The sequence below is a fragment of the Devosia sp. genome (assembly GCF_014860165.1).
In the GTDB taxonomy this organism is placed as follows: Bacteria; Pseudomonadota; Alphaproteobacteria; order Rhizobiales; family Devosiaceae; genus Devosia.
On sequence record NZ_JACZKG010000046.1, the window covers coordinates 48,557 to 71,912 of the forward strand.

Below are 23,356 nucleotides of genomic sequence, written 5' to 3' on the forward strand. Positions count from 1 at the left end.
GTTCACCTTGCGAAAAAGAAGGATGGCTTTGCCGCCTCCAAGAAAGGTGGCGGCAAAGGGCTTATAGTCGGCGGGAATTGAGTGCGCTGTGTACCCCTGTCGTCAGTCGGCGGAGGAGCCGTCCGCTTCCTCGTCGAGGAAGGAGGCGATCGCTCCGGTGGCAGAGAGCCGGACTGTGTCGCCCTCGACCCCGGTCACGAGCCCGGCAGGAATGTAGTGACTGTGGTCCGAATGCGCGCCAGCGCCAGCGGGCTCGAGCTTGATGCGGTCGCTATCTACGCTCGCCACCTTACCGACCGGCACCCCGTCGGCACCAATCACCGTCATGCCCGGCTTGATATTGGATAGATCGTACATCTTGTTCTCCTTGGTTGAACGAGTTCGTAGTCACCGGCTGTCTGGGGGGTCACCCGCCGTACCGCTCGGTGCGAATGGTCTCTGGCAGCACTCCGGCAGCAAGCGCGCTGTCCGTCGCCGTGTTCACGAAAAGATTGGATCCGCAGATGAAGGTCCACGCCGGCAGTCCGCCGATCCGCTCTATCGTCTCTGCCACCATGTCCTTGTCCACGCGCCTGCCGTGGTCGCGCATTCTTGCCGGCCGGGCTCGGGTGAAGGTGGCGGTGAAGGCGAAGGCGTCGCACGAAGCTTCGAGGTCCATGAGTTCTTCGAAGAATGGGGCTTCCGGCCCGCTTCTAGCGGAGAGAAGCAGTCCGAGCGGGATCTTGCTGTTCTCCCGAGCATGCTCACGGACCATCGCCATCATCGGCACCACCCCCGACCCGCCGGCGATCAGCAGCGAGGCCCCCGGTTCCTCCAGCGTCCAAACGAAATGGCCGCCGATGGGTCCTCGAAGCTCGATGGTATCGCCCACGGCCGCGACTTCGTGGAAGTAGGTCGAGACCTCCCCGTCGACGAGTTGCTCGATCGCAACTTCTATGATCCCGTCGGTCGTGGGCGGTGAGGCGATCGAGTAGCTTCGCATAACCGCATAGCCTTCAGGGTCGGTTAGCCTGAGGATCACATGCTGTCCGGACTGGTGTCGAAAGGCCCGACCGACATCCAGCCAGAAGCTCTTGATGAATGGCGTGCGGTCCTTGATCTCGAGGATCGGCACTTCTCTCCAAACGTTGAGCCGCCTGGGCTTGGCGGCCTCAGTCATGGGTATACCTCTGCTCCAGCCACGGATCGCCATAGATGTGGTAGCCCCTCAACTCCCAGAAGCCTGCTTCGTCCCGGTTGGTGAACTGAAGACCGTTGATCCATTTGGCCGATTTCCAGAAATAGAGATGGGGCACGAGCAGGCGGGCGGGTCCGCCGTGATCCGTCTCGAGCGGCTCGCCGCCGAACTTCAGGGCGACCATCGACTTCCCGCCCACTAGGTCGGCAACCGGCACGTTGGTGGAATAGCCGTCGAAGGTATGAGCGAGCATGAAGTCGGTGGGTGGTTCGATGCCGGCGTCCGCCAGGATCTCGTCTACCATCACGCCCTCCCATCGAGTGTCCAGCTTCGACCAGGACGTTACGCAATGGATGTCCCGGACGACCTTGGTCATGGGCAGGTCGTTGAACTCCTTCCAGTTCCACTTTTTGACGACGCGCGGACCGATCTTGAGGGTGAAACTCCAACTCTCATGGGCGATGCGCGGCGTGGGGCCGGCCGTGAGAACCGGAAAGTTCTCGACTAGATGCTGCCCTGGCGGAACACGGTTCGTCGGGTCGTCCGTGCCTTGTGTCTTCTTGCCGATGAATCCCCTGGTCACCATGTCGATGTCTCCTTCTGCTGAACCATCAAGGCCTCCTTCTCGGAATTGCTGAACCGTCGTCGCGGTTGGCATGGGCCGAACTGTCGTCGAAAGAAATGCTAGCCAAGCCAAGTGCCTCTAGACGCCGGTCACCCAGGCTCGTTCGATCCATCGCCATCATGCGACCGCACGCATTCGGGTGCCGAAGACCCGGATCAGACCCGACAGCAGGTCCAGTGGCAACACATATAAGAGCAGCGCCCGCCATACGCCGCCTGCCGCATCGCTCACGAAGCCCCCGGTGTCGCGCCGTCATGGACGACCAGCGCAGCGAGGACGCTATCGGGATCGAGATGGAAGTCCTGGAACACGATGCGACCGTCAGTATCTATGATCGTGAACCAGGGCGTGCCGCCGCTGCGGTAGTCTTCCATGAAGGACGGAAGTCGCTTACCCGCAGGCGGCGCGTCGTGGCCGAATGGGATTGGGAGATCGTACTTTTCCTGATTGATGCGAAGCTTTTCGAGAGTGTTCTCGTGCTCGCCCTCGAACACGGTCTGGATAGCGGCGAAGCCGACCGCTCTCTGAGCCAAAGCCGAATGCAGCCGCTGCAAAGTAGGGAAGCCATGCGCATGGCATCCGGCGCACCAGTCCTGGAACGCGAAAAGGATCTTGGGACCTTTACCCAGGTCCGAGAGCTTCAATGGTGTCGATAGGGACGATCCATCTTGTCCGATCCAGTGCCGAACCCGCAGTTCCGGCGCCAGTTGTTCCGCTTCGCCCATTCGGCCCTCCGACTTTCTGCTTCAAGTAGTGGCGAGGATGCGTCGTCGAGGGTCCGCGAAGGTACCATCACATGAACTTCAGATCGGTTCGAACGAGGCTGCGACGTTGCTGGGCATCGGCCACATGGACCGGCACTCAATGCATGACCATTCATCGATCGGACACCGACTTCCTGTCGTCTGTGGGCAGTATGAAGAGCGGAGCGGAATATTCCCAATAGCCGGGCGACATAGTTTCCATAACCGCGGCCAGCATCGCGGCAGTCGCTCCACCTGGATACCTGTCGGATCTCCGGCCGCTCAGCAGCGCCACCAGGGACGCAAGCGACTTTGTTCGACGTACGAATGCTTGCAAGTTGAGCATCCTTGCCCCCCTCGCGGCCCACTCCTTAGGCAATGGAATCCATCACCATCAGGCATTGGTGGAAATGGTCCTTGGTGGCCTAAGTTGCGTGACAGCAGCCGAGGGAATTCCCCAGGCGAACAAAGGCGAACGGATGGAAAATGCCCGATGCTCCAATGCCTTACATGAACATGCATCTCAGTCATTGTGGTCAGGCGAAGCGCCTGAAGCTGGCCAAGGAACATGGTACAAAGGTCGAGCGCGACCTCGAAGCCATGCCGTGGTCGACCGCGAAGTGAGGGCCCTGTTTGAACTGGCAACGATCGCTTTGCAGACGTTCGCCGGCGGTCGTCACGTCGGCGGAGCGAAGGGTACCTTCGCGCTGGATTTCGGAGGCGGGCTGAATTCTCCCAAATCGCTGAGGGACAACGCCGCCTGACTTTGCAGCCCGCGAGGAGGTCCGGCCACGCCCGGGGTCTGGTGGAACGTGGGAAATTGCTGCAACTGTTCTCCAACACTCAATCAGTTGGAGCCACGTCCATGGAACTGCATCAGATCCGATACTTCCTGGCCGTGGCCGAAACGCTCAACTTCACTCGTGCCGCCGAGCAATGCAACGTAACCCAGCCTGCGCTGACCAAAGCAGTGCAGAAGTTGGAGCACGAACTCGGCGGCCCCCTTCTGCTGCGCGAGCGGAACTTGACCCAGCTCACGGATCTGGGCAAGCAGGTCATGCCGCTGCTGCAGCGGACGTTCGCATCCGCGCAAGCAGTCCGCGCCAGGGCGAGCGAGTTCAAGCGCAAGGACGTGGCGCCGCTCAAGGTCGGACTCGCTCCAACGGTTTCGGCTTCCCTTCTGATATCGCCCCTCGGCGAGATCTCGAAGCACGTTCCTGGGCTGGAGGTCGAACTTGTCGAAGGGGCCCCTGACGAACTTGCCGAGATGCTGCTCAACGGTGACCTGAATGTTGCCCTGGTGGGCGGCGACAACGCGGCGGGGGCTCGTATCGACCAGTGGCGACTGTTCACCGAGAAGTACGTCGCCTTAGTCCCCACCGGTCACCCTTTGACGCAGAAGTCGCAGATCGGGGTCGAAGATCTCGCCGAAGCGGCCATTCTGGAGCGGGTTGGTCACGACGGCGACGAAGCACTGCGCCGTTCCATCTTCCCGGAGGCGGAACCGCCGTTCCGACACCGGAGCAGGCACGATGGACATCTGCAGCACCTTGCCGTCGCCGGATTCGGAGTCCTGCTGGCGCCAGAGCACATGCCCCATCTAGATGAACTCAGCGCGGTGCCTTTTCGAGACGACGCACCGCGGCACTCGATCCATATGCTGGTGATTCAGGGGCGGCCGTACTCGCCGGCGCTGGATGCCTTCGTCAAGGTCGCCCGGGTCAAGGACTGGTCCGCCGGCCACGGCATCCAACCATCTGCCGGTCACGCATCGGCACTAGCCGTCTGAAGGCGCAACAGGAAGGCCTTTCCCGATGACTTCGACCAAGCCCCTCGACCAGATACGCGCGGAGCTGTTCTCTGCGTTCGATCAGCACGAATGGGTGAACTACGACCGGCTCACCGATTGGCTAAGAGAGACCGACATCGCTTCAAACGCCTTGAAGGTTGGCGATACCGCCCCGGATTTCCTCCTTCCCGATTGGGAGGGTCGACTGGTTTCATCCGCCCGGATGCGCGAGAAGGGCCCATTGGTGCTGAGCTTCTATCGCGGCGGTTGGTGCCCCTTCTGCACTTCGGAGCTACAGGCCCTGCATGGCGCCCGGGCAGCATTCGACGAGGCTGGGGCAACGTTAGTCGTCATTTCTCCGGACACCATGCATTTTCCGCGAGACCTGCGACGCGAGAAGGGTCTCGACCTGACGCTCCTCTCCGATGTCGACTACGGTGTGGCGATATCCTACGGACTGCTGTTCCCCGTGCCTGAGGATGTGCGCACGCACTACTTGGAACGCGGCGTGGACATTGGCGCCAGACACGGCTCGCCCGTCACCATGCTGCCGGTACCGGCCACCTACGTGGTCCGATCCGATGGTCGCATCGCCAGCGCTTTCGTGGACGTGGACTTCACGAGGCGCCAGGAGCCCGAGGCGATCCTCGCCGCGGTTCGGGGTGCAGTAGGGGCGTGAGCACGATGGTCTACCGTCCGTCGGTGTCCGCGATCGGAGCAATGTGATGGCCATGACTTTCGAGGCCGCCCTCGACCTGCTCCCCACCGGCTACAGCATGGGTTGGTACCTCGGACGGAAGTACGGCGTGACCGTAACTCGCTCCGCAGACGGGAAACGGGTAAAGCTGTTCGCGAGAGAACTCGGCGGACAGGACATCGTTAGTTTTAACCTCTACCGGCTCGAGGACGGCGTCGATGCCTTGAGGCCATGCGAGATGTCCAGCGACAAGGTGAGCGATTTCGTCATAGGCGTTGAGCTGCGCCCCCCGCAGGCGGCGGTTCCGTCCTTTCCGCCTCACGTTCAACAGGTCTGACGAACGAGCTGCGGCCGCGCGAAGCCTCCGCCAGCACGGCCGTGCATCGAAAAACCCCGCCGGCGCTTCGATGTCCACCGGCGTCTGCCCGGGCTGCTATCGAAACTATACTTGGCGGCTATTGGGAATGAGTCCGGCAACCAGCGATACTTCGAAGCAGCAGAACGTGGGTGCCGCAAACATTCGTAGATGGCGACTATGTTGGGAGTTCGCCCGAGTTGCGCAACCTGGACTATGCCGGGGACTAGCCCCGTTGCTAAGCGGCATGAACCCGATCTTGCACTACGTCAGTTGATCGGGTCGGCCAACGGGGCCGCTCCACGGCGGAGGCCTGGAATATAGACCGATTTAGAATTTCGACTTCTACTCTCTTCGTGGCCGGGTGGTGCAAGCCAAGTGGTCCCCGATGAACAGGGCGGGAAGGCGAGACACGGACAAAAGCGGGCCTACGTGAATGAAATCAGCAGCTACGGATGACTTTTACGAGCTTACGGAAACCATCGATAAGGTTCGCGAGACGGAAAGCATCCCAAACCTGCTACAAAGCATATCCCATCTCTATGGTTTGAAAACGATCGCCTATCTCGGCGTTGGTGCGACCCGACTTGGTGACACAGAGCCCTATATTGCCGTCACCTATTCCCCCGATTGGGTAGCTCATTACAAAAACGAGAACTATCTCTTCATCGATCCGGTAATCCGAGAGGGCTTCAACCGGCTCATGCCGCTTGATTGGGGCGACTTCGACGTATCCGAAGGGCGGACGCGCCAGTTCCTAGGGGAGGCTGTTGAGTTTGGGCTTGGACGCCAGGGCCTAACATTTCCGGTAAGGGGGATGCGCGGGGATCGCGCACTCGTAACGATAACAAGTGAAGCTAATGATCGCGAGTGGCAAGGGGTTCGTCGGCACTACACGCGTGATTTTCAAGCTCTGTCTGGGCACCTTCATGAGATGGTCCTACGCACAGGAGGCATCGAGACCCCTCAAATCAACTTGTCAAAACGTCAGGTTGAATGCCTGTGGTGGACGTCGCAAGGCAAGAGAGTGCCCGAAATCGCCATAATCCTTGGGCTGTCCCATCATACTGTGAAGGATTATCTGGAGGAGGCGCGTGACAAGCTCAACGCTACGAGCAATTCCCATGCGGCGTTCAAAGCTGCACAGCAGGGATTGCTCTTTCCAGGGCTGTAAACCCCGCTAACTGACCGGGTTCGCTGCCTCAAAACGTGGCGCTAAAGAAGTCCCCGAAACAAAGGAGAGTTCCATGATCAAGATAGTTGAAGGCTGCGACCGTGCGCTCCATGGCGGCCTTATCGATCAGATGCACTTCATGCGCGCCCGGGTTTTTAGCGATCGACTGGGATGGGATGTTGAGGTGAAAGACGGTCGAGAAGTCGATCGTTTCGACACTGAAGACCCGCTTTATCTCCTGTCTATCGATGAGCATACCGGCCAGCTCCAAGGGTCCGTTCGGCTGCTGCCGACAACCGGTCCAAACATGCTGCGAGACGTCTTTCCGGTACTGCTCGATGGGGATACGGTACAAAGCTCGCTGATCTGGGAGAGCTCCAGATTTGCCATCAACCCTGACCTAAGCCAGACCCGGGACGACGCCAATAACGTCGTCAGCAGGACGACTATGGAGTTGCTCTGCGGGATTGTGGAAGTGTGTCAGTACGCTGGCATTGCCTATGTGGTGTCGGTCTACGACGCGCGCATGGCCAGGATTTTCAAAGCTGCAAATTGCCCGGCTACAATCTTGGGCACGCCTACCCGCATTGGAAAGGTCATCACCTATGCGGGAATGTTCGAAATCACCGATGAGATGCACGAGCGACTAGCTCACGCGGGAAATCTATCAGGCTCTGTTCTCGAAAAATCGGCCAGATCACTCAGCGCGGCATAGACGCGTGGCTATGACCTGCGTCCTCGAGGCGGAAAAGGTGGTTTGCTTCAATCTCGGTTTCTGCGATCCGCGAGCTTTCAACTTCTTCGCCAATTCGCCGGTCTGCCCGATTTAAGTCTCGGGGTTTTGCACCGCCCCTCCCCGTTGAATTGAGTTTTGCATCGGAGTGTGGGCGCAAGGTGCCGTCTTTACCGCCGTTGATGCCTGATCGTCAGGAGCAGTGGCTTAGGTCCCTGCCTTCGGCTTACGTCCGGCCGGTTCCGCCCAGTTTCCCCCTCGTCCCTGCAGCTGGTTCCCCGCGAACCGGTTGGATGCTTGCACGCTTGTTGCTCGCGGCGATGTAGGGAGCGTGTGGGCCAGCTTCCGGTGTGCCTAGTAGAGCGACAGGTATGAATTACGAACAGATCGAGACCGCGATAATCGCCCATATGGAAGCCTACCGTCGCCTCATGAGAGCTATCCTGCAAAAGTCGTGCGAGGCCGGAGAGTGCAGCGACAGAGAATTTGAACTGCGGCAAGCGCTCATTGACGGCCGCGGTGATGGCACTCAAACCGAGATCCGACGGGTGACTTACATCGCGGGGTTCTTGATTGTGAGCCAGACCAGAGAACGTGAGCAACTGGTGACCAAAATGGCCGACGTCGGGGGAGAGCGTATGAGCTGACAGGCAGCTTGCTGCTTCCGCAGCCCTCAACCAACGCCCCTAAGAGCCCCACGTCTGGCTCACAGCCCCAGACTCGATCACAGGTCTTCTTCTATCGGGCTAAACTGAACCAATGGCGTGTCGTCGTGCCATCGTCCAGTGCGATATCAAAGAACCAGGGCCTTTCGCGCTGCTCGAGAACGACAGTTTCTTGATTGGTGCGATTGATGCAACCGGGCGAGAGGTCAGACAGGGCAATAGAGTCTGAGCCTTCTGGGCATTCGGGATAATTCGATCGCTGTGGAACGGTAGCGTTTGCGCCTTCGCATGTAGGCCAGCGAAAAGGGTTGAAGAGCCACGCTGAGTTCATAGCATTGATGAGCCTGGTCATGGGCGCAATGCAGGACGGAACGCCCGGCCAGGTTGGATTATTCGACATCGAGCACATGAGAACCTCACAGCCCCAATCATCGGCGTATGCGGCGGAAGGTGCCGATGCGAGCCCTGTAGCAACGGTCGCGGCAATCAGTGTCAGTTTCAGCATAGACGTGCCCTACTTGCTCGTGGTTTTAGGCAGATGGCGGCTCTCGATCATCGGTGGCGTCACGTCGCGCTGTCGGTCGGCCAGAAGATTGTAGTCAGCGATCGGCTGGCGCGTGGGTGTTTGGTCAACGGCCCGCCGGCGCCATTCTTCCATATCGAGAACGAACGTGGCCCAGATGCCGTATCGCTTGGCAACGGCGTCGGCCTGGACTGCAAAATATTGAGCACGCACCGGTCTTGGCGTGTCGATCACAGCTAGACCAACGCGAAGCATTTCAAGCGCGACGTCCCTGCCCCCTACGGCGCAGTAGGCAAGCACCTGACCCGTCCGGGTGAATCCTGCACCCTGGCAGTCGACGGATTGTGTTCCTACCGTCCGCGTAAGCCATGCTTTTGCTCTGGCGCCGCAGGGGACCGGGGAAGGCCCGGAGGACGATTGCACGACAGCCCATTGTGCTACCTCACAAGTGTCGATGTTCATGAGCTGTACGGTTCGACCCTGGTCGGGGAATAGAAGGGTGCGGCCGTCGACGACACTCACGCGACCGGACAACAGTGAAGACGCGGTGTGCGCGTCGAATGCGGGGTACCGTTGACTAGGTGCGCAGCTTGCCATCGCGATTGACAAGCCGACGGCGGCCAGAATGGCGGCTCTAGCGATCATTGGGGGCATCTTCTGTGGTTTTATTGGCCTCCATTGCGAGGGCAATGGCCGGGTGCTGCACGTCGGAAAATTGCCAAAGGCCACGTTTTCCTTCGCGAGCGGTTTGCTCGGCGACCGCATAGCTGGCGCTATAGGGAAGCCCGTCCCTGTCGAGCGCGGCGAATGCAAATCCGCTCGATACAAGCAGGGTACCGAGATCCAGCTGATCACTGCCCACGGTTGCGTAGCACATGACATAGGTCAGCTCGTGCAGCACGATCACCGGTGCGCAAACCGGCTTGGTGTCCTTGATATAGGCAGCGAACATGGCAAGCGACGCTTCGCCACAATCGGCAACCTGGCCGGCGCCGTTGGTATAGGTGGTAGAGCGAATGCAGGATTGGATGCCGTAAAGGCGGAAGTTCTCAGCGCCATCGCTCCAGGATTCACCTGTCGTGAGCGTCACACCTGGCGAAAGATCGAAATAACCGGGAGGCGCCGCAGAACCGGCCGTTGAGCCGAACCCCATTGCGATCACGGCGAGAGTGATGAGTGGAAACCGGCTCATTGGGCTTGCACGCGTGGGTCAGCCCACATGCCATAGCCTTCCTTGCCGATGGCCGCACTTTCCTTGAGATCGGGACGCAACAGATTTCCCGCACGATCTTTTTCGAGCCTCAAGAAGCCGGTGGAAACAAGCTGTTCCTCCAGGTTGTAAACACTGTCCATTGCGCCGGGAAAGTAGACGTACACGTAGCAGCTAACGTCTTGCTCGGCCGCGTTCTGCTCGGAAACAAAGGCACGGCAATAGACAACCTTGGGGTTTTCCAGCTCCGTGCTCAGGCCGCTCAGGGCCCAGTCTGCGCAGCTCCCGGTAAAGCCTTCACTCTGGTTGACCATGTCACCATTACACGCCTCAAGCCCATAGAGCTTGACCACTGTGTTTGCATTCACACGAAACTGAGTGCCCGAAATCGCCTTGAAGCCGTCAGCCGACGCGTACCCTTTGCGCTCAACTACAGCACCGGTTGCGTCTGAATACTCCATGACCAGTACGGTTTTGCCTGGAGCGGCCAGTGAGCGGACATAGCTCTGGTCTACGGGCTCGATCGCATGCGCCCACGCAACCGTTCCCGCAAGCATGAGGACGGTCAGACCAACAGTGTTGCCCTTGTGCGTCATGATGGGTGTATCCTTATTTAGATATCTCTAAGTCACTTTTGGGGTTTCGAATTCGGAGCTATCGCGGTACTAGAAATCGTAACGAGAGCTTAATAAGCAGATTTTAGCCGCTTTGTAACCCCTTGGACAACGCGCGGAGCCAACCATGCGACGCAGTTCGCCCCTTCTAAGATTCTGCGGAACATTCGCGACTTTGGTTGCCATCGTGCCCAGTTCATCGGCCCAAGGACAGCCACTTGCTATTGATATAGTTACATTTTTTCCGCCTCAACAGACAGAACTGGATGCAGCAACCGTCCTGACATTATCGGATCAGCCCGCAGCGGACGATTTCGCATTTGGCGCTGATGGGGTGGTCTTAAGCGTTGATGAGGCACCCGTCCGGGAAAATCTTGCGAACGAAATCGGGTATGCCAAACCTATTCAAGCATCACCCGAGCTTTCGGTCGATCTTCCCGATACAGGTATCTATAACGTTGCTGAGTGCGGTCCATCGCCATTCACGGTCGATCAGATCCAGCAGATGGTGACCGAGGCTGCAGAACGCCACAATGTCGACATTTCGCTCGCCGTGGCGATTGCCCACGCGGAAAGCCGATTTGACCGGCAACGCAACTCGCCGGCAGGCGCGCGCGGTCCTATGCAGTTGATGCCAGACACAGCAGAACGCTTCGGCGTCAGCGACGCTTGCGATGCTGCAACCAACATTGATGGCGGCGTGCGCTATCTGGCTTGGCTCACAGCGAAATTCGGCAATCCCCTGCTCGTGGCTGCCGCCTACAATGCCGGCGAAGGCCGGGTCATGGAATATGGCGGGGTGCCGCCGATATTCGAGACGGTCGACTATCTTGCGACCGTCGTGAATTACCAGATGGGCATCGAGATCGAGCCTGGTGGAAAAACGACACCAGCAGTTGCGCCCGGCAGCCCGGCTTCGGGCATGGCTCCACTCTCTTCGGCGCCCATTGGCGGCATCATCCAAGCAACCAAGCCCGGCGAATTTGTCGCTGGGGTGATGGAATTTTAGCGCAGTGAAAGGACTATCCATGCTTAGAATCTGGCCGACCAAGACCCTCCGCAAGTATGGCCTGGCCGTCCCGGTGACGGTCGCGGTGCAGATGGCCTTACCGTCCCATGCCTATGCGCAGGGTCAGGGGGGTAGTGGTGGCGCGTTCGGTCCTTTGGAAGCAGCCGTCCAAATGATCGTGGATTTTGTGACCGGTCCTTTTGGCCGGTCGCTGGCGATCATCGCCGTCATCTCTCTTGGCTTCATGGCCTTTGCTGGCCGGCTGTCGTGGTTCACGGCGGGCGCGGTTGTGATCGGCATTGGTCTGGTGTTCGGCGCACCGGCCATGGTCGACGCGCTGATCGGCACCGTTGGCGGCAACTGATGGACCCACAAGATGTCGATCCAGACATCACCCCTTTGGTGATCGGGCTAACCCGATCCCCAACGCTTTGGGGCGTGCCCTACATGGCGATCGTTCTGGTGGTCGGGCTGGGCATTATCGCGTGGCTGGCGACAAACTCGCTTTGGTCGCTGCTCGTCGTTCCTGCCGCCTATCTGGTCCTTTTCAGCCTTTGCGCGCGCGACGCCCGCATCCTGGACGTCCTGCAGATCACTTCACGCCGTACTCCCCGTACTCGGAACAAGGGGTTTTGGGGCACAAACTCATATGGACCATAGGCCATGCTGAATGCGCTGCGCGACGAAATGGGATTTGGAGGTCCTTTGAAGGGCGAAGCCCTGATGAGCCGCCATATTCCCTATACGCGACACGTGGCGGATAGCGTTCTGCGGTTGCAGAATGGCGCGCTGATGAGCGTTATCAAGCTCAACGGTCTGTTTTTCCAGACTGAAGATCAGGCTGAAATCAACCTTCGGTCCGCGGTGCAAAACACGTTGATCCGCGCTCTCGGATCAAGCCGGTTCTCGGTCTGGTCCACCGTGGTGCGCCGGGAGCTCAAGCCATCGCTCCCGAGCGACTTTGACGATCCGTTCTGCCGGGAACTGGACGAGCGCTATCAGGCCCGCCTGGCCCAAAAGCGCATGTTCACAAACGATATTTTTCTCACCATCGTAAGCTCAGATCTGAAAGGCGCGCTTGGGCTCAGTGATCAGGTCAAACGCCTGTGGGACCGCTCCAACGGCAACGCCATAACCACCCAGCAGTTGCGCGAGTCCGCCTCCGATCTGGAAGAACATGTCGCCAATGTCGCGGGCGGCCTTGCCAAATATGGGGCGCGAGTTCTGGGCATCGTGCGTCGTGACGGCGATCCCTACTCGGAGCCGTGCGAATTCCTCGAGCTGATCCTGTCCGGTGGCGTGTCGCGGCAAATGCGACTGGCCCGCATGGCGATCAATGGCTATGTCGGGTCGGCGCGGCTGCACTTCGGCAAACGCGCCATGCAGGTTCAGGCGGCGGCCGAGGCCGATGATCGGTTCGGCGCCATGCTCTCCATCAAGGAGTATCCGCCCTTTACCGGGCCGGGGATGCTGGACGGCCTACTGCAGCTTCCGCACGAATTCATCCTGACCCAGTCGTTTTCAATCTCAGACAAGCCGATTGCTCAGGAACGCATCACGCGCCTCAAGCGCCAGATCGCGGCATCCGACGAGGCCGGCAGCGCCGTCGAGGAGAATATCGACCGGGCGCTCAACCAGCTTGCCAATCAAGAGGCGGTCTTTGGCGTCCATCATCTGAGCCTTTTGGCAATCGGCCGCTCGAATGAAAAACTGGGCAAGGTCGTATCGGACCTGGGCGCAAGCCTGACCGACATGAACATCAATTGGGTGCGTGAAGACCTAAATCTTGAAGCGGCATTTTGGGCGCAATTGCCGGGAAACCACGGCTATATCGCGCGTGGGGCGATGCTTTCGAGCTCCAATTTTACCGGCCTGTCCTCGATGCATAATTTTGCGCAGGGACGGGAAGAGGCTCCGCACTGGAATCTCCCGATTTCGATCCTCGAAACCACATCGCAAACGCCTTATTGGTTCAACTTCCACCAACGCGACATCGGTCATTTTCTTGTCACCGGACCAACCGGCTCAGGCAAGACAGTAGCAATGACCTTCCTCTTGGCGCAGAGCTTCCGCGTCTCGCCACGGCCCCGCGCCGTGTTCTTTGACAAGGATCGCGGCGCGGAAATTTTCATCCGTGCCATGGGCGGCTCCTATGAAGTGCTGACGCCCGGGACGCCGACGGGTTTCAACCCGCTCCAGCTGCCCGACAATGCCGAAAACCGAGATTTCTTGAACCGGCTGGTCAAAGTGATGGTAGGCGGTGAGCTGAGCCTGTCGCAGTCGGACAATGATCTGATCGAGCAGGGCATTACCCAGACCATGCAGCAGGGGCTGGAACGTCGCAATCTGGCGACGCTGGCCGCTTTGATGGCGGGGCGAAACCGAGCCGATAGCAATGATCTGGCCGCACGGCTGCGCCCCTGGTTTGATGGCGACAAGGCTTGGCTGTTCAATGCACCAACCGACGCTCTGAGCCTGGGTGGCACTCGCTGCTTTGGCTTCGATATGACCAATATCCTGAGCAATACCGAAGTTCGGACCCCGGCGTTGATGTATATCTATCATCGCCTGGACGAGTTGCTGAACGGCGAGCCGGTCATGTTCTTCATGGACGAAGGCTGGCAGCTTTTGTCCGATCCGACCTTTAGCCACTTCATCATGGATAAGATGAAAACGATCCGTAAGCTCAACGGCATCGTGGGTTTTGGCACGCAGTCGGCTGCCGACATCGCCAAATCGTCCGTGTCCCATACCTTGATCGAGCAGTCATCGACCAACATCCATTTCCCCAATCCGCGCGCGGACGAGGAAAGCTACATCAAGCGCTTTGGCCTTACGGCCAAGGAATTTGGCTTCATCAAAACCACGGCGCCGGAGTCGCGCACGTTTCTGATCAAGCATGGCAATGACTCGGTGATCGCCAAGCTCGATCTCTCCACCATGCCGGAAATGGTCAAGGTTCTCTCTGGCAGACGCGAGACAATTGCCGAGTGCGAAGTGCTGCGCAGGGAACATGGCAACGACCCTGCGGACTGGCTCGAGCTGTTCATGAAGGGGAGTAACTGATGAAGCGAACCCTTTTTGTGATGGCGATCTGTGCGGCTGCAATGATGGCTGCGGTCCCGGTAGTGGCGCAAGTGCCTGTCAGTGATGAGGCGATCGAGGGCGAACGATCAGAACGGGACAGCACCACGACCGAAATTGGTACGACGGACAGCAGTCGCGCGGTCGTTTCGACCAACATAACCTGCTCCATGTATCGCCCCTCCACGCGAGACGATCCGAACGATGCAATGGTCCGCAACCCAGAAATTGCGGGCCTGGTTCGCCGGGTAGCGCGCGAGGAAGGCATCGATGAAGAGATCTTCATGGCCTTGGTCTACCAGGAAAGCCGGCTGAACCCCTGCATTGGTTCCTCGGCCGGCGCCTACGGATTGGCTCAGCTTATGCCGGGAACGGCAGAGGATTTGGGTGTCAATCGGCATAACATCGAGCAGAACTTACGCGGCGGCGCACGCTATTTTCGCCGTCAGCTCAACGCCCATGGTGGCAATGTATCCCTCGCCTTGGCTGCCTATAATGCCGGCCCAGGCAACGTTTCCAAATACGGCGGCATCCCGCCGTTCAAGGAAACCCAGGACTATGTTCGCAACATCACGACCCGCTGGATTCCTGCTCTGGGCGGCTTCGACATGTCAAGCATTCCGCTCAATTACGGCGGCGGATCTTCGGGTTACACCAACATGCGCGATGCCACGGTGAATGCCATGGGAGCAAGTCAGGGTGCTTCCGCCAACCTCGGCAATGTCACGACATGGCTGACACAGCTCGGCCAGCAACAGCCGGGTACCATGATTGAATCGTTCGATCACAATTCGACGGCGCGCAATGCCAACCTCGAATTGTTCAACCAGGCAATTGGCATGGCAGCGGTCTTTGCGGAATTGCTCAACAGCAAGAACGCGATGCAGCTCACCGATCAGTCGAGCACCGCGCAATCTCTCAATTCGACGCCCGGGCCTATCGAACCCGACCCAACCGAGCCGGTCGAAAATATCTGCGACGAGCCCGGCACGGCCTGGGACGACGAGACCGAGTCCTGTGTGGCGGAGCTTGAGCCCGCGGGGCGCGTAACCCTGCAACTGACCCCGGAGTTATAGCAATGACGATCAAGAAAGTTGGCTTTATCAGCATCGCGGCAATGATGGGGCTCTCCTTTCCCGCAACCGCCCAAGTGCCAGTGATTGACCGCGAAAATCTCAGCATTGCGCGGGACACTGCCAGCACGACAAACGAAATCCTCGATACCAATAAGGAAATCCTGACGACCGTCGAGGACACGCTAAAGGCGGTTATCGGCGACCGCTCAAGCGTCCAGCAGCCCATGCAAGACCTCGCCGTTGGCAGCGGTTTTTCCGTCGGCTCGATGCCCGACTTTTCGAGCATAATGTCGGGCGGGGTTCCAAATTTTGGGTCGGGCAATGACGACATTGCCACATTCGCGAGCCTCTTCATCAACGGCATGAAACTCGTCAAATCGCTGTCGGGAGAAGACAATTCCGACTTTGCCGGGGACAAATCCTACGAGCAGCTGATGAACACCGTTATGGGCGTTTCCGCGCTTGTGAAGGGTACCCAAGAGGGTGTCACGAACCGCCGGGATTCCTTTGAGCAGGCCAGCCAACAGATCGGTCAAGCCGAGGACATCAAGGGTTCGATCGACCAAAACACTCAGTTGCAGGTGCAAGCGGGCCTCACCATCAACGAGTTGATCGGCGTGATGAACGGGGCCGTGTCGTCGCTGCAGGCGGACAACGTTCGCACGCTGACCGACATTTCCAACACCACCAAAGGACTTGAGTATGACCGCGGCAGCGAAAACTAAGATGCTTTCGAAAGGTGTCACGCTCGCTGTTGTGGCAGGGCTGCTGGCGGGGTGCGCAACGACGCCCCCGCCCTCAAAGTCCGCGCCATGCAAGCGCCCCGCCAACCTATCGGCATATGCAGCGATCGAGCCGCAGGACTGCGGGCCGATGTCACCAGTCAACTCGGCTGAAACCGCGGCTGCAATTCTGGCTCTCTAGGGGCGTCGAATGGATTTTCTGAGCCAACTGCTACAACGCATCGACGATACGGGCACGAATTTTAGCGAGACAGCCTTTGGCGTTCTGGGCAGCGAGGTCGTGCCCCTGCTGACGATCGCATTCTATCTCTACGTTGGCTATTACGGCTTGCAGATCATGATGGGCACGGCTTCCGCCAGCTTTGCCAACATTGTCGGCCGGGTTTGCCGGATGCTCCTGATCCTGCTGCTGGTGAGCAATTGGGGCAACTTCAACACCCTCTTTTATGAATGGATGACGACCGTTCCTGAAAATGCGGGACGCGCTGTCCTAACCGTCTCGGGCACGGGCGTAAGCGAACCGACGAGCGGACTTTCCGATATTTGGCATAGCGCAAATGAGGTCGCCGGTGCCTATTCCGCGCAAACCTCGATTTGGGCGATTTTACCCGGAGTGATGGCAGCGATCATCTGGATTGCCGCTGGCATATTCATAGCCATTGCCCTGGCACTGCTCATCCTCGCCAAACTCGCCATGTGGGTATTGCTGGGCACTGCGCCGATCTTCATCGCCTGCTTTTTGTTTCCGGAGACCCGGAAATATGGCTCGGGCTGGCTCGATCAGGTGATCCTCTACGCCATCATGCCTCTGTTCATCTACACGGTCGCGGCCTTCATGATTGCCGCCGCAACCCCCGAACTTGGGAAGATGAAAGCGGCCATGGAGGCCAACAGCCTCCAAATGTCGGACTTTGCCTCTTTCATTCTCATCGTCATCGCCGGGTCTTTCGTGTTGCTCAACGTGCAGTCGATTGCAGCGAGCATCGCGGGTGGGCAGGCGATGAACCTGGCCGGCGCCACTGGGGGCCTCTTGAAGGGGACTGCCAGGAGAGGGACGGCCACGGGCACAATGGCGGGTAAGCTTGGATATCGGGGCGTCTCGGCCGGCGTGAATGCCAACGTCAATGCACTCGACAGAATGTCCAGCTCGATGCCAGCGGCTCGGCACATGGCCCAATCCATTAAACAGAACAGCACACCCCGCATCGGGTGATAAATCAGGGTTTTGCCAATGCCTAAAGCCGATTCAGGGCTCGTGACCTACTATCAGGACGGCCAACGCTGGGAAGAGGACATTTCGCGCCGCGATCGGCGTTCGCGCGTCGTCGCCTGGCTTATCGCAATGATCCTCGGTCTCGTCGCGGTGTGCAGCCTCTTGGTGTTGGCAATGCTGATGCCGCTCAAGACCTTTGAGCCCTACTTCGTGGAAGTCGATAAAACCACTGGCTACATGGAAGTCACTTCGGGGCTGACCCGCACCACGACCTTGACCGAACAGCAGGCCGTTACCCAAGCCAATGTCGTACGCTATATCCGCGCCCGGGAAAAATACGATCCATATGCCGTATCGGAGAATTTCGGTCTGGCGCAATTGCTATCGACAGGTCGTGCCTCTGACGATTTGACCCGGCTTTACAGCAATACCAATCCGACCAATCCGACGAAGGTGTACGGCACCAATCGGACTGTGGCCGTCGAAATCAAATCGGTGACCTTCCCCAATACGTCCACTGCATTGGTCCGTTTCTCGACCACGGAAACCGGCCCCGCCCAGTTGACTGTCAAACACTACATCTCCGTGGTTCGCTTCCGCTACACCGACACCCCCCTCCGCATGGAATGGCGCTTCGATAATCCGCTAGGATTCCAAGTCTATGAGTACCAGCGCGACCAAGAAACCGTAACGGCCGGGAGCCAATAGCAATGAAGCGTATCATCCTCATCCTGAGCGCCCTGACCGGCATGCTGACACAGGGATTTGCGGCGCAGACCCCGCAATCAGGCCGTCTAGACCAGCGCGTCACGCATGTGACCTACCAGGCCAACAATGTGGTCAAGGTCCGCGCGGCATATGGCATTTCGACCATGATCATTTTTGACGAGTCTGAAAAATTCCAGACGCTGTCGTTAGGTGATACGGAGAGTTGGCAAATCGTCCCAGCAGCTGCGGGCAACATCCTTTTCGTCAAGCCGATCGCGCGCGACGTGCCCACCAACCTGAACATCGTCACCGATAAGCGCATCTATTTTCTAGAGCTGATCGACCAGGCGCCCGGCAACGGCGACGTGTTCGGGATCCAGTTCAATTACCCTGAAAATGCGCTCAACGATGTGCTTCGCGAGGAAGCCACGATCCGTGCAGCCAACCCTGCGATCAGCAACATCGACAAGGCCAATCTCAACATCAACTACTCCTTCTCGGGCCAGGATGCGCTCAAGCCCGTCGAAGTTTTTGACGATGGCAAGATGACCTTTTTCCGCTTCGCCGGCCGCATGCCGGCAATCTTCAAGGTGAACCTCGACTTCACGGAATCGCTGGTGAATTTTCGGCGTGAAGGGGAGTACATCGTGGTCGATGGCACTGCGGCCCAATTTACCCTGCGCGAAGGGGATCTATGGACCTGCATCTTTAATCTTCGCGTGCCCGATATCGCCGCGCCCGATCCCTACATCAATGCGCCCGTTCTCGACACCAAAGCGACGACGCGCAGTGGGAGCAATAACTGATGGAACGCGCGCCTGAACTGCAGGCTCTCCAGGGCAGCGGCGAAAGCGTCGTTGCTGACCGGGGCGTCAAAGGCAAGCAGCTCCTGGGCTTCGGCCTGCTGGGTCTGGTGGGGATTGGCGCTCTCTATCTCAACTTTGCGGCGGGGAACACCGCACCACGCGACATGCTCCAATCGGAAGAAGCCTTCAATACCGAGACATTCTCCCCACCTGGGTTCGTACGAGAATCAGAAGAAGCTACTCTTGAGCCGGAAGTCGAATCGAATATCGTTGTCATACCGCCACCCCCTCCACCGGTTGAGGCTGTCGAGCCTGAGCCAGATGTAGCCGAATTTACCGTACCCCCGCCCCCTCCCATGGTTCCGCCGCCACCAATGGTTGAGCCTACGCTGATCGTGCAAGAGCCGGCACCAGTGGTCGAAGAGGAATTTCCAGAGCGCTACCTGTCCGGCCTTGTCGTGATGGACGTTTCGGCGCCCGATAAGGGCCTGTCCGAACCTGCAGCCTTCGATGGCAATGCCACGCCGCCTGCGATTGTATCGGGCACAGATTCAGCAAGCCAATATCTCGCAAGCTCAATTTCTCAAGAGGATCGTAGCGCAAACGCACGCTCTCTTGAGCGGATTGACGCCCTTGTGCCCGAAGGCACGATGATTTCGGGCCTGCTCGAAACTGCCATCAATAGCGACCTGCCGGGGCAAATCCGGGCTATGGTCAATGAAGACGTCTATTCGTTCGATGGCCGCCGCATTCTGATCCCGATCGGCTCTCGCCTGATTGGGGAATACCAGTCCGAAGTCACCCGCGGCCAAAGTCGGGTATTCGTGGTCTGGTCCCGCATGATCCGCTCCGATGGAGTGTCCGTACGGCTTAATTCTATGGGCTCAGACAGCCTGGGCCGCGCCGGCATGACCGGGTTTGTCGATACCAAGTTCAAGGAACGTTTCACCTCGGCATTGATGCTGTCGGTTCTGGGCGGCGGCATCAACTACCTGACCGATTCCAGCGGCGAGCCTGAATTTGAAGACGGCGCCGATGACGAGCGTAGCGCCAGGCAAAAGGCGGCCGATGGTGTCGCTCAAACCATGGCAGATTTCATTTCGAGCGAAATCCAGGCCAATGCAAACCTCAAGCCGACGATCAGCATAGATCAAGGCGAGCGGGTTTTCGTCTATGTGCGCCAGGACCTCTCGTTCGCGGCGATGTACGAGGACCCTATAACGGAGGCAATGCGCCAAATCGTTAGTGAGCGGAGATAATGTCCTCAGCCACATCGATGTTGCCAACCCTGCTCTATGTTGTCGAACAGGCATTGGAGCCCATTCGAGGCCTGCTCGACGACCCGGCCGTCGTTGAAATTTCCGTCAACAAGCCAGGTCAGGTTTTCGTCGAGCGCATAGGTCAAGCCCATATGGAGTTTCACTCCATTCCGGCGATGACGGCAGAGGCGATCAGCCAGATAGCGCAGCGGGTCGCTGCCTATACCAACCAGTTCGTCAACGGTGAAAGGCCTTTGTTGAGCGCCGCCCTGCCAACTGGGGAGCGCATTCAAGTCGTCTTGCCGCCGGCCGCCCCCGATGGCGGAACGCTCTCGATCCGAAAGCAAGTGACCCAGCATTTTACCCTGGAGGAATACCGGGACAATGGCTCGCTCGACAAGGTTGCCGTTTCGCTTGGCGGGCTCTCACAGCTCGATCACGACTTAATCGGCCATCTTCAGGCGCAGCGGATTTATGAGTTTCTTGATACCGCCATCCGCAATCGCGTCTCCATCCTGATCAGTGGCGGTACGTCGACCGGGAAAACTACATTTCTCAATGCGTGCCTCAAGAGTGTCGATCCCAACGAGCGAATTTTGACGCTCGAGGATACGCGCGAGCTGTTCCCAACCCAAAAAAACGTCGTTCACTTGATCGCCTCAAAGGGCGATCAGGGAACCGCCAATGTCACGATTCAAAGCCTGCTCGAATCTTCTCTGCGTATGCGACCAGACCGGCTTTTCGTCGGCGAAATTCGTGGTGCAGAGGCGTTCACCTTCTTGCGCGCCATCAACACCGGGCACCCTGGCTCGATGTCGACAGTCCACGCGGATACCCCCCAGGGCGCTTATGAGCAGCTGGTGATGATGATCATGCAGGGCGGCATGGCAGGCTCGTTCAGTAAAGCCGATTTGCTGTCATACCTGCACATGGTTATCCCGGTCGTGATCCAGCTTCGGCGCGACGGCGGCAAGCGCGGCGTTTCCGAGATCTTCTTCGCGCGGCAGCATGACCATGCTGTATAAGGTCTTCCTGGGGCTGCTTTGTCTCGTCATCGCGTTTGCCGTCTGGTTGCTGGCCTATGGCGCAATCATGTGGGGTGTCTACGATGATCCCAATATTCTCATGCTTACACTGGCTGAGCGGCCATTGATCGCCGCTGAACAGTTCTATGCGTTCCGCACCAACACCGCTTTGCAGGGTGTTGCTGGAATGGCGGCCCTCCCTGCCCTGTTCGTCGCCGGCATCGTCGGCGCCGTCGGCTTGCGCAGACCTAAGAACCCATTGGGTGATGCATCCTTCCAGACCATGCCAGACCTTCGGATGGGCAAATGGTTTGGTAAAAAGGGCCATGTGTTCGGCGTCGTCGCTGGCAAGTACCTTCGTCGTGATGACGATCGGCACCATTTGGTGATCGGCCCTACCCGATCTGGCAAAGGCGCCGGCTATGTGATCCCGAACGCGCTGCAACATCAGGGATCGATGATCGTCACCGATCTAAAGGGTGAAGTGTATTCCGCAACGGCCGGCTATCGCCGGAAGCAAGGCAACCAGGTCTTCCTGTTCTCTCCTGGCGCCGCCGAAACGCATCGCTACAACCCACTCGATTTTGTGCGGCAAGACCGGGGAACGCGCACCACCGACATTCAGAATATCGCCTCGATCCTCATTCCTGAGCAATCCGATTCCAACAACGCGGTTTGGCAAGGGCTGGCGCAACAGGTCATCGGCGGGATTATCAGCTATATGCTGGAAAGCCCGCTTTACGAGAGCCGGCGCAATTTTGGCGAGGTCAATTCCCTGCTCAATTGCGGCGTGAACCTGCAGGAGCTGCTACGGGCGATAATCGCGGCAGAGCCTTATTTATCGCGCTTCACAATCGAGAGCTTCAATGCGTACCTCGCCCTCTCCGATCGCGCGGCCGCGTCGGCGCTGATCGACATCCAGAAGGCAATGAAGCCGTTCATGAACGAACGCATCGTGGCCGCTACCTCGGTGACCGACATAAACTTGGCTGGGCTTCAACAAAGGCCGGTGAGCATCTATCTGGCTCCTTCAATCACCGACATTTCCCTGCTCAAGCCCCTCCTGACGCTGTTCATCCAGCAGACGATGGATCTGTTGACGCGGGAACTGCGGCCCAACCCGATCCCGATGCTGTTTCTGCTCGATGAATTTCGCCAGCTCCGTCGCGTCGACGAGGTGATGAACAAGCTGCCATATGTGGCTGGCTATAAGATCAAGATGGCCTTCGTCATCCAGGATTTGAAAAACTTGGATGAAATCTACGGTGAGACAGCCCGGCATTCTTTGCTGGGCAATTGCGGCTATCAGCTCGTCCTCGGCGCCAACGACCAGGCCACGGCCGACTATGTTTCAAGGGCGCTTGGAAAGCAGACAATCCGCTACCAAACAGAATCCCGTCAGATTGAGGTTATGGGCCTCAACCGGCGGACTCGCATTGAGCAGATGCGTGATCGCGATCTGATGATGCCCCAAGAGGTCCGCCAACTACCTGAGACAGATTTGGTGCTGCTCGTGGAAGGCCAAAAACCTGTCCGCGCCAAGAAGGTCCGCTTTTTTAAGATGGAGCCTTTCCAGACAGCGGCCGCTTATGGGGAAGCGCATCGACCGGAAGTCCCCCACGTGGAAATTCGCGAGCGGCTTCCTGTTCCGGCCCTAGCTGAAGGGTATGGCAAGAGTCAGGTTGAGCCCGAACCTATCGTTTCCCCGCCGTCAACTGCACCAGCGGAACAGCCTGCTCAATCTGAGCCGCCCGAGGCGCCAGATGTTGCTGTCCTTCCAGCCGTAGAACCGGCTGCAGAGAGCAATGTGGCCGATATCGGTGCGACGGAGACAACCCCGAAGACAGTCAAGCGATCGCCCCGCCTAAAAAAGCCTGCCGCCAAAATTGTCCCGTCGCGACAGGTAAAGGTGCGGGCAGCAAAGAAAATTCGTGACGTGACCGATGAGGGCCTTGAGCGCAAGGTCGCGACTGTCGAGATCGTAAAAGCCAAGGTTAGGGCAACTGGCGACGTGGCCGTCACCAAAATCGGAAAACCTCGTCGCCGCCCTGTTGAGGATCTGTTTCGGCTATCACTTGAGGAAACAAGCGCCACCGAAGCGACCAGTGCTCCCGCTTAAGAAAGGGGC

The 23,356-nt window shown here is 58.6% G+C and carries 28 protein-coding genes; 20 read left to right on the forward strand and 8 right to left on the reverse strand.

The annotated features are described in order from the left end of the window. Positions 1–102: 102 nt before the first annotated feature. The 4 genes from IH615_RS11190 to IH615_RS11205 form a co-directional block, all read right to left on the reverse strand. Positions 103–357 carry a DUF2171 domain-containing protein gene (locus IH615_RS11190; RefSeq protein ID WP_291361953.1) on the reverse strand — a complete coding sequence of 85 codons (255 nt, stop codon included), beginning with the start codon at positions 355–357 and terminating at the stop codon, positions 103–105. A 49-nt stretch (positions 358–406) separates the two neighbouring features. Continuing rightward, positions 407–1,159 (reverse strand): FAD-binding oxidoreductase, encoded by a 753-nt coding sequence (locus IH615_RS11195; RefSeq protein WP_291361954.1) that lies wholly within the window; start codon positions 1,157–1,159, stop codon positions 407–409. After that, entirely contained in the window at positions 1,152–1,763 is a 612-nt protein-coding gene (locus IH615_RS11200) for a molybdopterin-dependent oxidoreductase (protein ID WP_291361955.1), read from the reverse strand. The genes IH615_RS11195 and IH615_RS11200 overlap by 8 nt, the downstream gene beginning before the upstream one ends. 266 nt (positions 1,764–2,029) lie before the next feature. Continuing rightward, positions 2,030–2,527, reverse strand: a complete 498-nt coding sequence (locus IH615_RS11205; protein ID WP_291361956.1) for a redoxin domain-containing protein — start codon at positions 2,525–2,527, stop codon at positions 2,030–2,032. Between the two features lie 504 nt (positions 2,528–3,031). Here IH615_RS11205 and IH615_RS11210 point away from each other — a divergent pair. The 8 genes from IH615_RS11210 to IH615_RS11245 all read left to right on the forward strand — a co-directional run bounded on the left by IH615_RS11210 (position 3,032) and on the right by IH615_RS11245 (position 7,940). Next, positions 3,032–3,169 (forward strand): hypothetical protein, encoded by a 138-nt coding sequence (locus IH615_RS11210; protein WP_291361957.1) that lies wholly within the window; start codon positions 3,032–3,034, stop codon positions 3,167–3,169. After that, the gene (locus IH615_RS11215) at positions 3,151–3,309 is read left to right on the forward strand and encodes a hypothetical protein (RefSeq protein ID WP_291361958.1); all 159 of its coding nucleotides are present in this window, start codon (positions 3,151–3,153) and stop codon (positions 3,307–3,309) included. Before IH615_RS11210 ends, IH615_RS11215 begins: the two co-directional genes overlap by 19 nt. A 101-nt stretch (positions 3,310–3,410) precedes the next feature. Beyond that, positions 3,411–4,334, forward strand: a complete 924-nt coding sequence (locus IH615_RS11220) for a LysR family transcriptional regulator (protein WP_291361959.1) — start codon at positions 3,411–3,413, stop codon at positions 4,332–4,334. Between the two features lie 25 nt (positions 4,335–4,359). Continuing rightward, entirely contained in the window at positions 4,360–5,013 is a 654-nt protein-coding gene (locus IH615_RS11225) for a peroxiredoxin-like family protein (protein WP_291361960.1), read from the forward strand. A 46-nt stretch (positions 5,014–5,059) separates the two neighbouring features. Further along, on the forward strand, positions 5,060–5,368 hold the full coding sequence (locus tag IH615_RS11230; protein ID WP_291361961.1) for a hypothetical protein: 309 nt from the start codon (positions 5,060–5,062) through the stop codon (positions 5,366–5,368). A gap of 454 nt (positions 5,369–5,822) precedes the next feature. Beyond that, the gene (locus IH615_RS11235) at positions 5,823–6,560 is read left to right on the forward strand and encodes an autoinducer binding domain-containing protein (protein ID WP_291361962.1); all 738 of its coding nucleotides are present in this window, start codon (positions 5,823–5,825) and stop codon (positions 6,558–6,560) included. A 73-nt stretch (positions 6,561–6,633) separates the two neighbouring features. Further along, positions 6,634–7,275 (forward strand): acyl-homoserine-lactone synthase, encoded by a 642-nt coding sequence (locus tag IH615_RS11240; protein ID WP_291361963.1) that lies wholly within the window; start codon positions 6,634–6,636, stop codon positions 7,273–7,275. 389 nt (positions 7,276–7,664) lie between these two features. After that, positions 7,665–7,940, forward strand: coding sequence for a hypothetical protein (locus tag IH615_RS11245; protein WP_291361964.1), 276 nt, complete (start codon positions 7,665–7,667; stop codon positions 7,938–7,940). Positions 7,941–8,031: 91 nt separating this feature from the next. On the opposite strand, the gene IH615_RS11250 is transcribed toward IH615_RS11245, so the two are convergent. The 4 genes from IH615_RS11250 to IH615_RS11265 are packed head-to-tail and all read right to left on the reverse strand — an operon-like array spanning position 8,032 to position 10,248. After that, positions 8,032–8,463 (reverse strand): hypothetical protein, encoded by a 432-nt coding sequence (locus tag IH615_RS11250; RefSeq protein ID WP_291361965.1) that lies wholly within the window; start codon positions 8,461–8,463, stop codon positions 8,032–8,034. A 9-nt stretch (positions 8,464–8,472) separates the two neighbouring features. Continuing rightward, positions 8,473–9,135: a thermonuclease family protein gene (locus tag IH615_RS11255; RefSeq protein WP_366485012.1), complete on the reverse strand. Its 663-nt coding sequence runs from the start codon at positions 9,133–9,135 to the stop codon at positions 8,473–8,475. Then, positions 9,116–9,673 (reverse strand): thermonuclease family protein, encoded by a 558-nt coding sequence (locus tag IH615_RS11260; protein ID WP_291361966.1) that lies wholly within the window; start codon positions 9,671–9,673, stop codon positions 9,116–9,118. The genes IH615_RS11255 and IH615_RS11260 overlap by 20 nt, the downstream gene beginning before the upstream one ends. Beyond that, positions 9,670–10,248, reverse strand: coding sequence for a hypothetical protein (locus tag IH615_RS11265; protein ID WP_291362024.1), 579 nt, complete (start codon positions 10,246–10,248; stop codon positions 9,670–9,672). The genes IH615_RS11260 and IH615_RS11265 overlap by 4 nt, the downstream gene beginning before the upstream one ends. A 184-nt stretch (positions 10,249–10,432) precedes the next feature. Between IH615_RS11265 and IH615_RS11270 the strand changes: the two genes are divergently transcribed. From IH615_RS11270 to IH615_RS11325, 12 genes are all read left to right on the forward strand, one after another. Further along, complete coding sequence (locus tag IH615_RS11270) at positions 10,433–11,314, forward strand: lytic transglycosylase domain-containing protein (RefSeq protein WP_291361967.1); 882 nt, start codon at positions 10,433–10,435, stop codon at positions 11,312–11,314. Between the two features lie 4 nt (positions 11,315–11,318). Then, entirely contained in the window at positions 11,319–11,678 is a 360-nt protein-coding gene (locus tag IH615_RS11275; protein ID WP_291361968.1) for a TrbC/VirB2 family protein, read from the forward strand. Next, entirely contained in the window at positions 11,675–11,974 is a 300-nt protein-coding gene (locus IH615_RS11280) for a VirB3 family type IV secretion system protein (RefSeq protein WP_291362025.1), read from the forward strand. Before IH615_RS11275 ends, IH615_RS11280 begins: the two co-directional genes overlap by 4 nt. Positions 11,975–11,977: 3 nt before the next feature. Continuing rightward, entirely contained in the window at positions 11,978–14,380 is a 2,403-nt protein-coding gene (locus IH615_RS11285) for a VirB4 family type IV secretion/conjugal transfer ATPase (protein ID WP_291361969.1), read from the forward strand. After that, the gene (locus tag IH615_RS11290) at positions 14,380–15,474 is read left to right on the forward strand and encodes a lytic transglycosylase domain-containing protein (RefSeq protein ID WP_291361970.1); all 1,095 of its coding nucleotides are present in this window, start codon (positions 14,380–14,382) and stop codon (positions 15,472–15,474) included. Before IH615_RS11285 ends, IH615_RS11290 begins: the two co-directional genes overlap by 1 nt. 2 nt (positions 15,475–15,476) lie before the next feature. Continuing rightward, entirely contained in the window at positions 15,477–16,199 is a 723-nt protein-coding gene (locus IH615_RS11295; protein ID WP_291361971.1) for a type IV secretion system protein, read from the forward strand. Positions 16,200–16,407: 208 nt separating this feature from the next. Beyond that, positions 16,408–17,430 (forward strand): type IV secretion system protein, encoded by a 1,023-nt coding sequence (locus IH615_RS11300; RefSeq protein WP_291361972.1) that lies wholly within the window; start codon positions 16,408–16,410, stop codon positions 17,428–17,430. An 18-nt stretch (positions 17,431–17,448) separates the two neighbouring features. Beyond that, a complete protein-coding gene (locus IH615_RS11305) occupies positions 17,449–18,138 on the forward strand; it encodes a virB8 family protein (protein ID WP_291361973.1) in 690 nt (229 codons plus the stop codon). A gap of 2 nt (positions 18,139–18,140) precedes the next feature. Further along, entirely contained in the window at positions 18,141–18,944 is an 804-nt protein-coding gene (locus tag IH615_RS11310) for a TrbG/VirB9 family P-type conjugative transfer protein (RefSeq protein WP_291361974.1), read from the forward strand. Further along, positions 18,944–20,203: a type IV secretion system protein VirB10 gene (virB10, locus tag IH615_RS11315; RefSeq protein ID WP_291361975.1), complete on the forward strand. Its 1,260-nt coding sequence runs from the start codon at positions 18,944–18,946 to the stop codon at positions 20,201–20,203. The genes IH615_RS11310 and virB10 overlap by 1 nt, the downstream gene beginning before the upstream one ends. Continuing rightward, on the forward strand, positions 20,203–21,228 hold the full coding sequence (virB11, locus tag IH615_RS11320) for a P-type DNA transfer ATPase VirB11 (protein ID WP_291361976.1): 1,026 nt from the start codon (positions 20,203–20,205) through the stop codon (positions 21,226–21,228). The genes virB10 and virB11 overlap by 1 nt, the downstream gene beginning before the upstream one ends. Then, positions 21,212–23,347, forward strand: coding sequence for a type IV secretory system conjugative DNA transfer family protein (locus IH615_RS11325; RefSeq protein ID WP_291361977.1), 2,136 nt, complete (start codon positions 21,212–21,214; stop codon positions 23,345–23,347). Before virB11 ends, IH615_RS11325 begins: the two co-directional genes overlap by 17 nt. Positions 23,348–23,356: the final 9 nt, after the last annotated feature.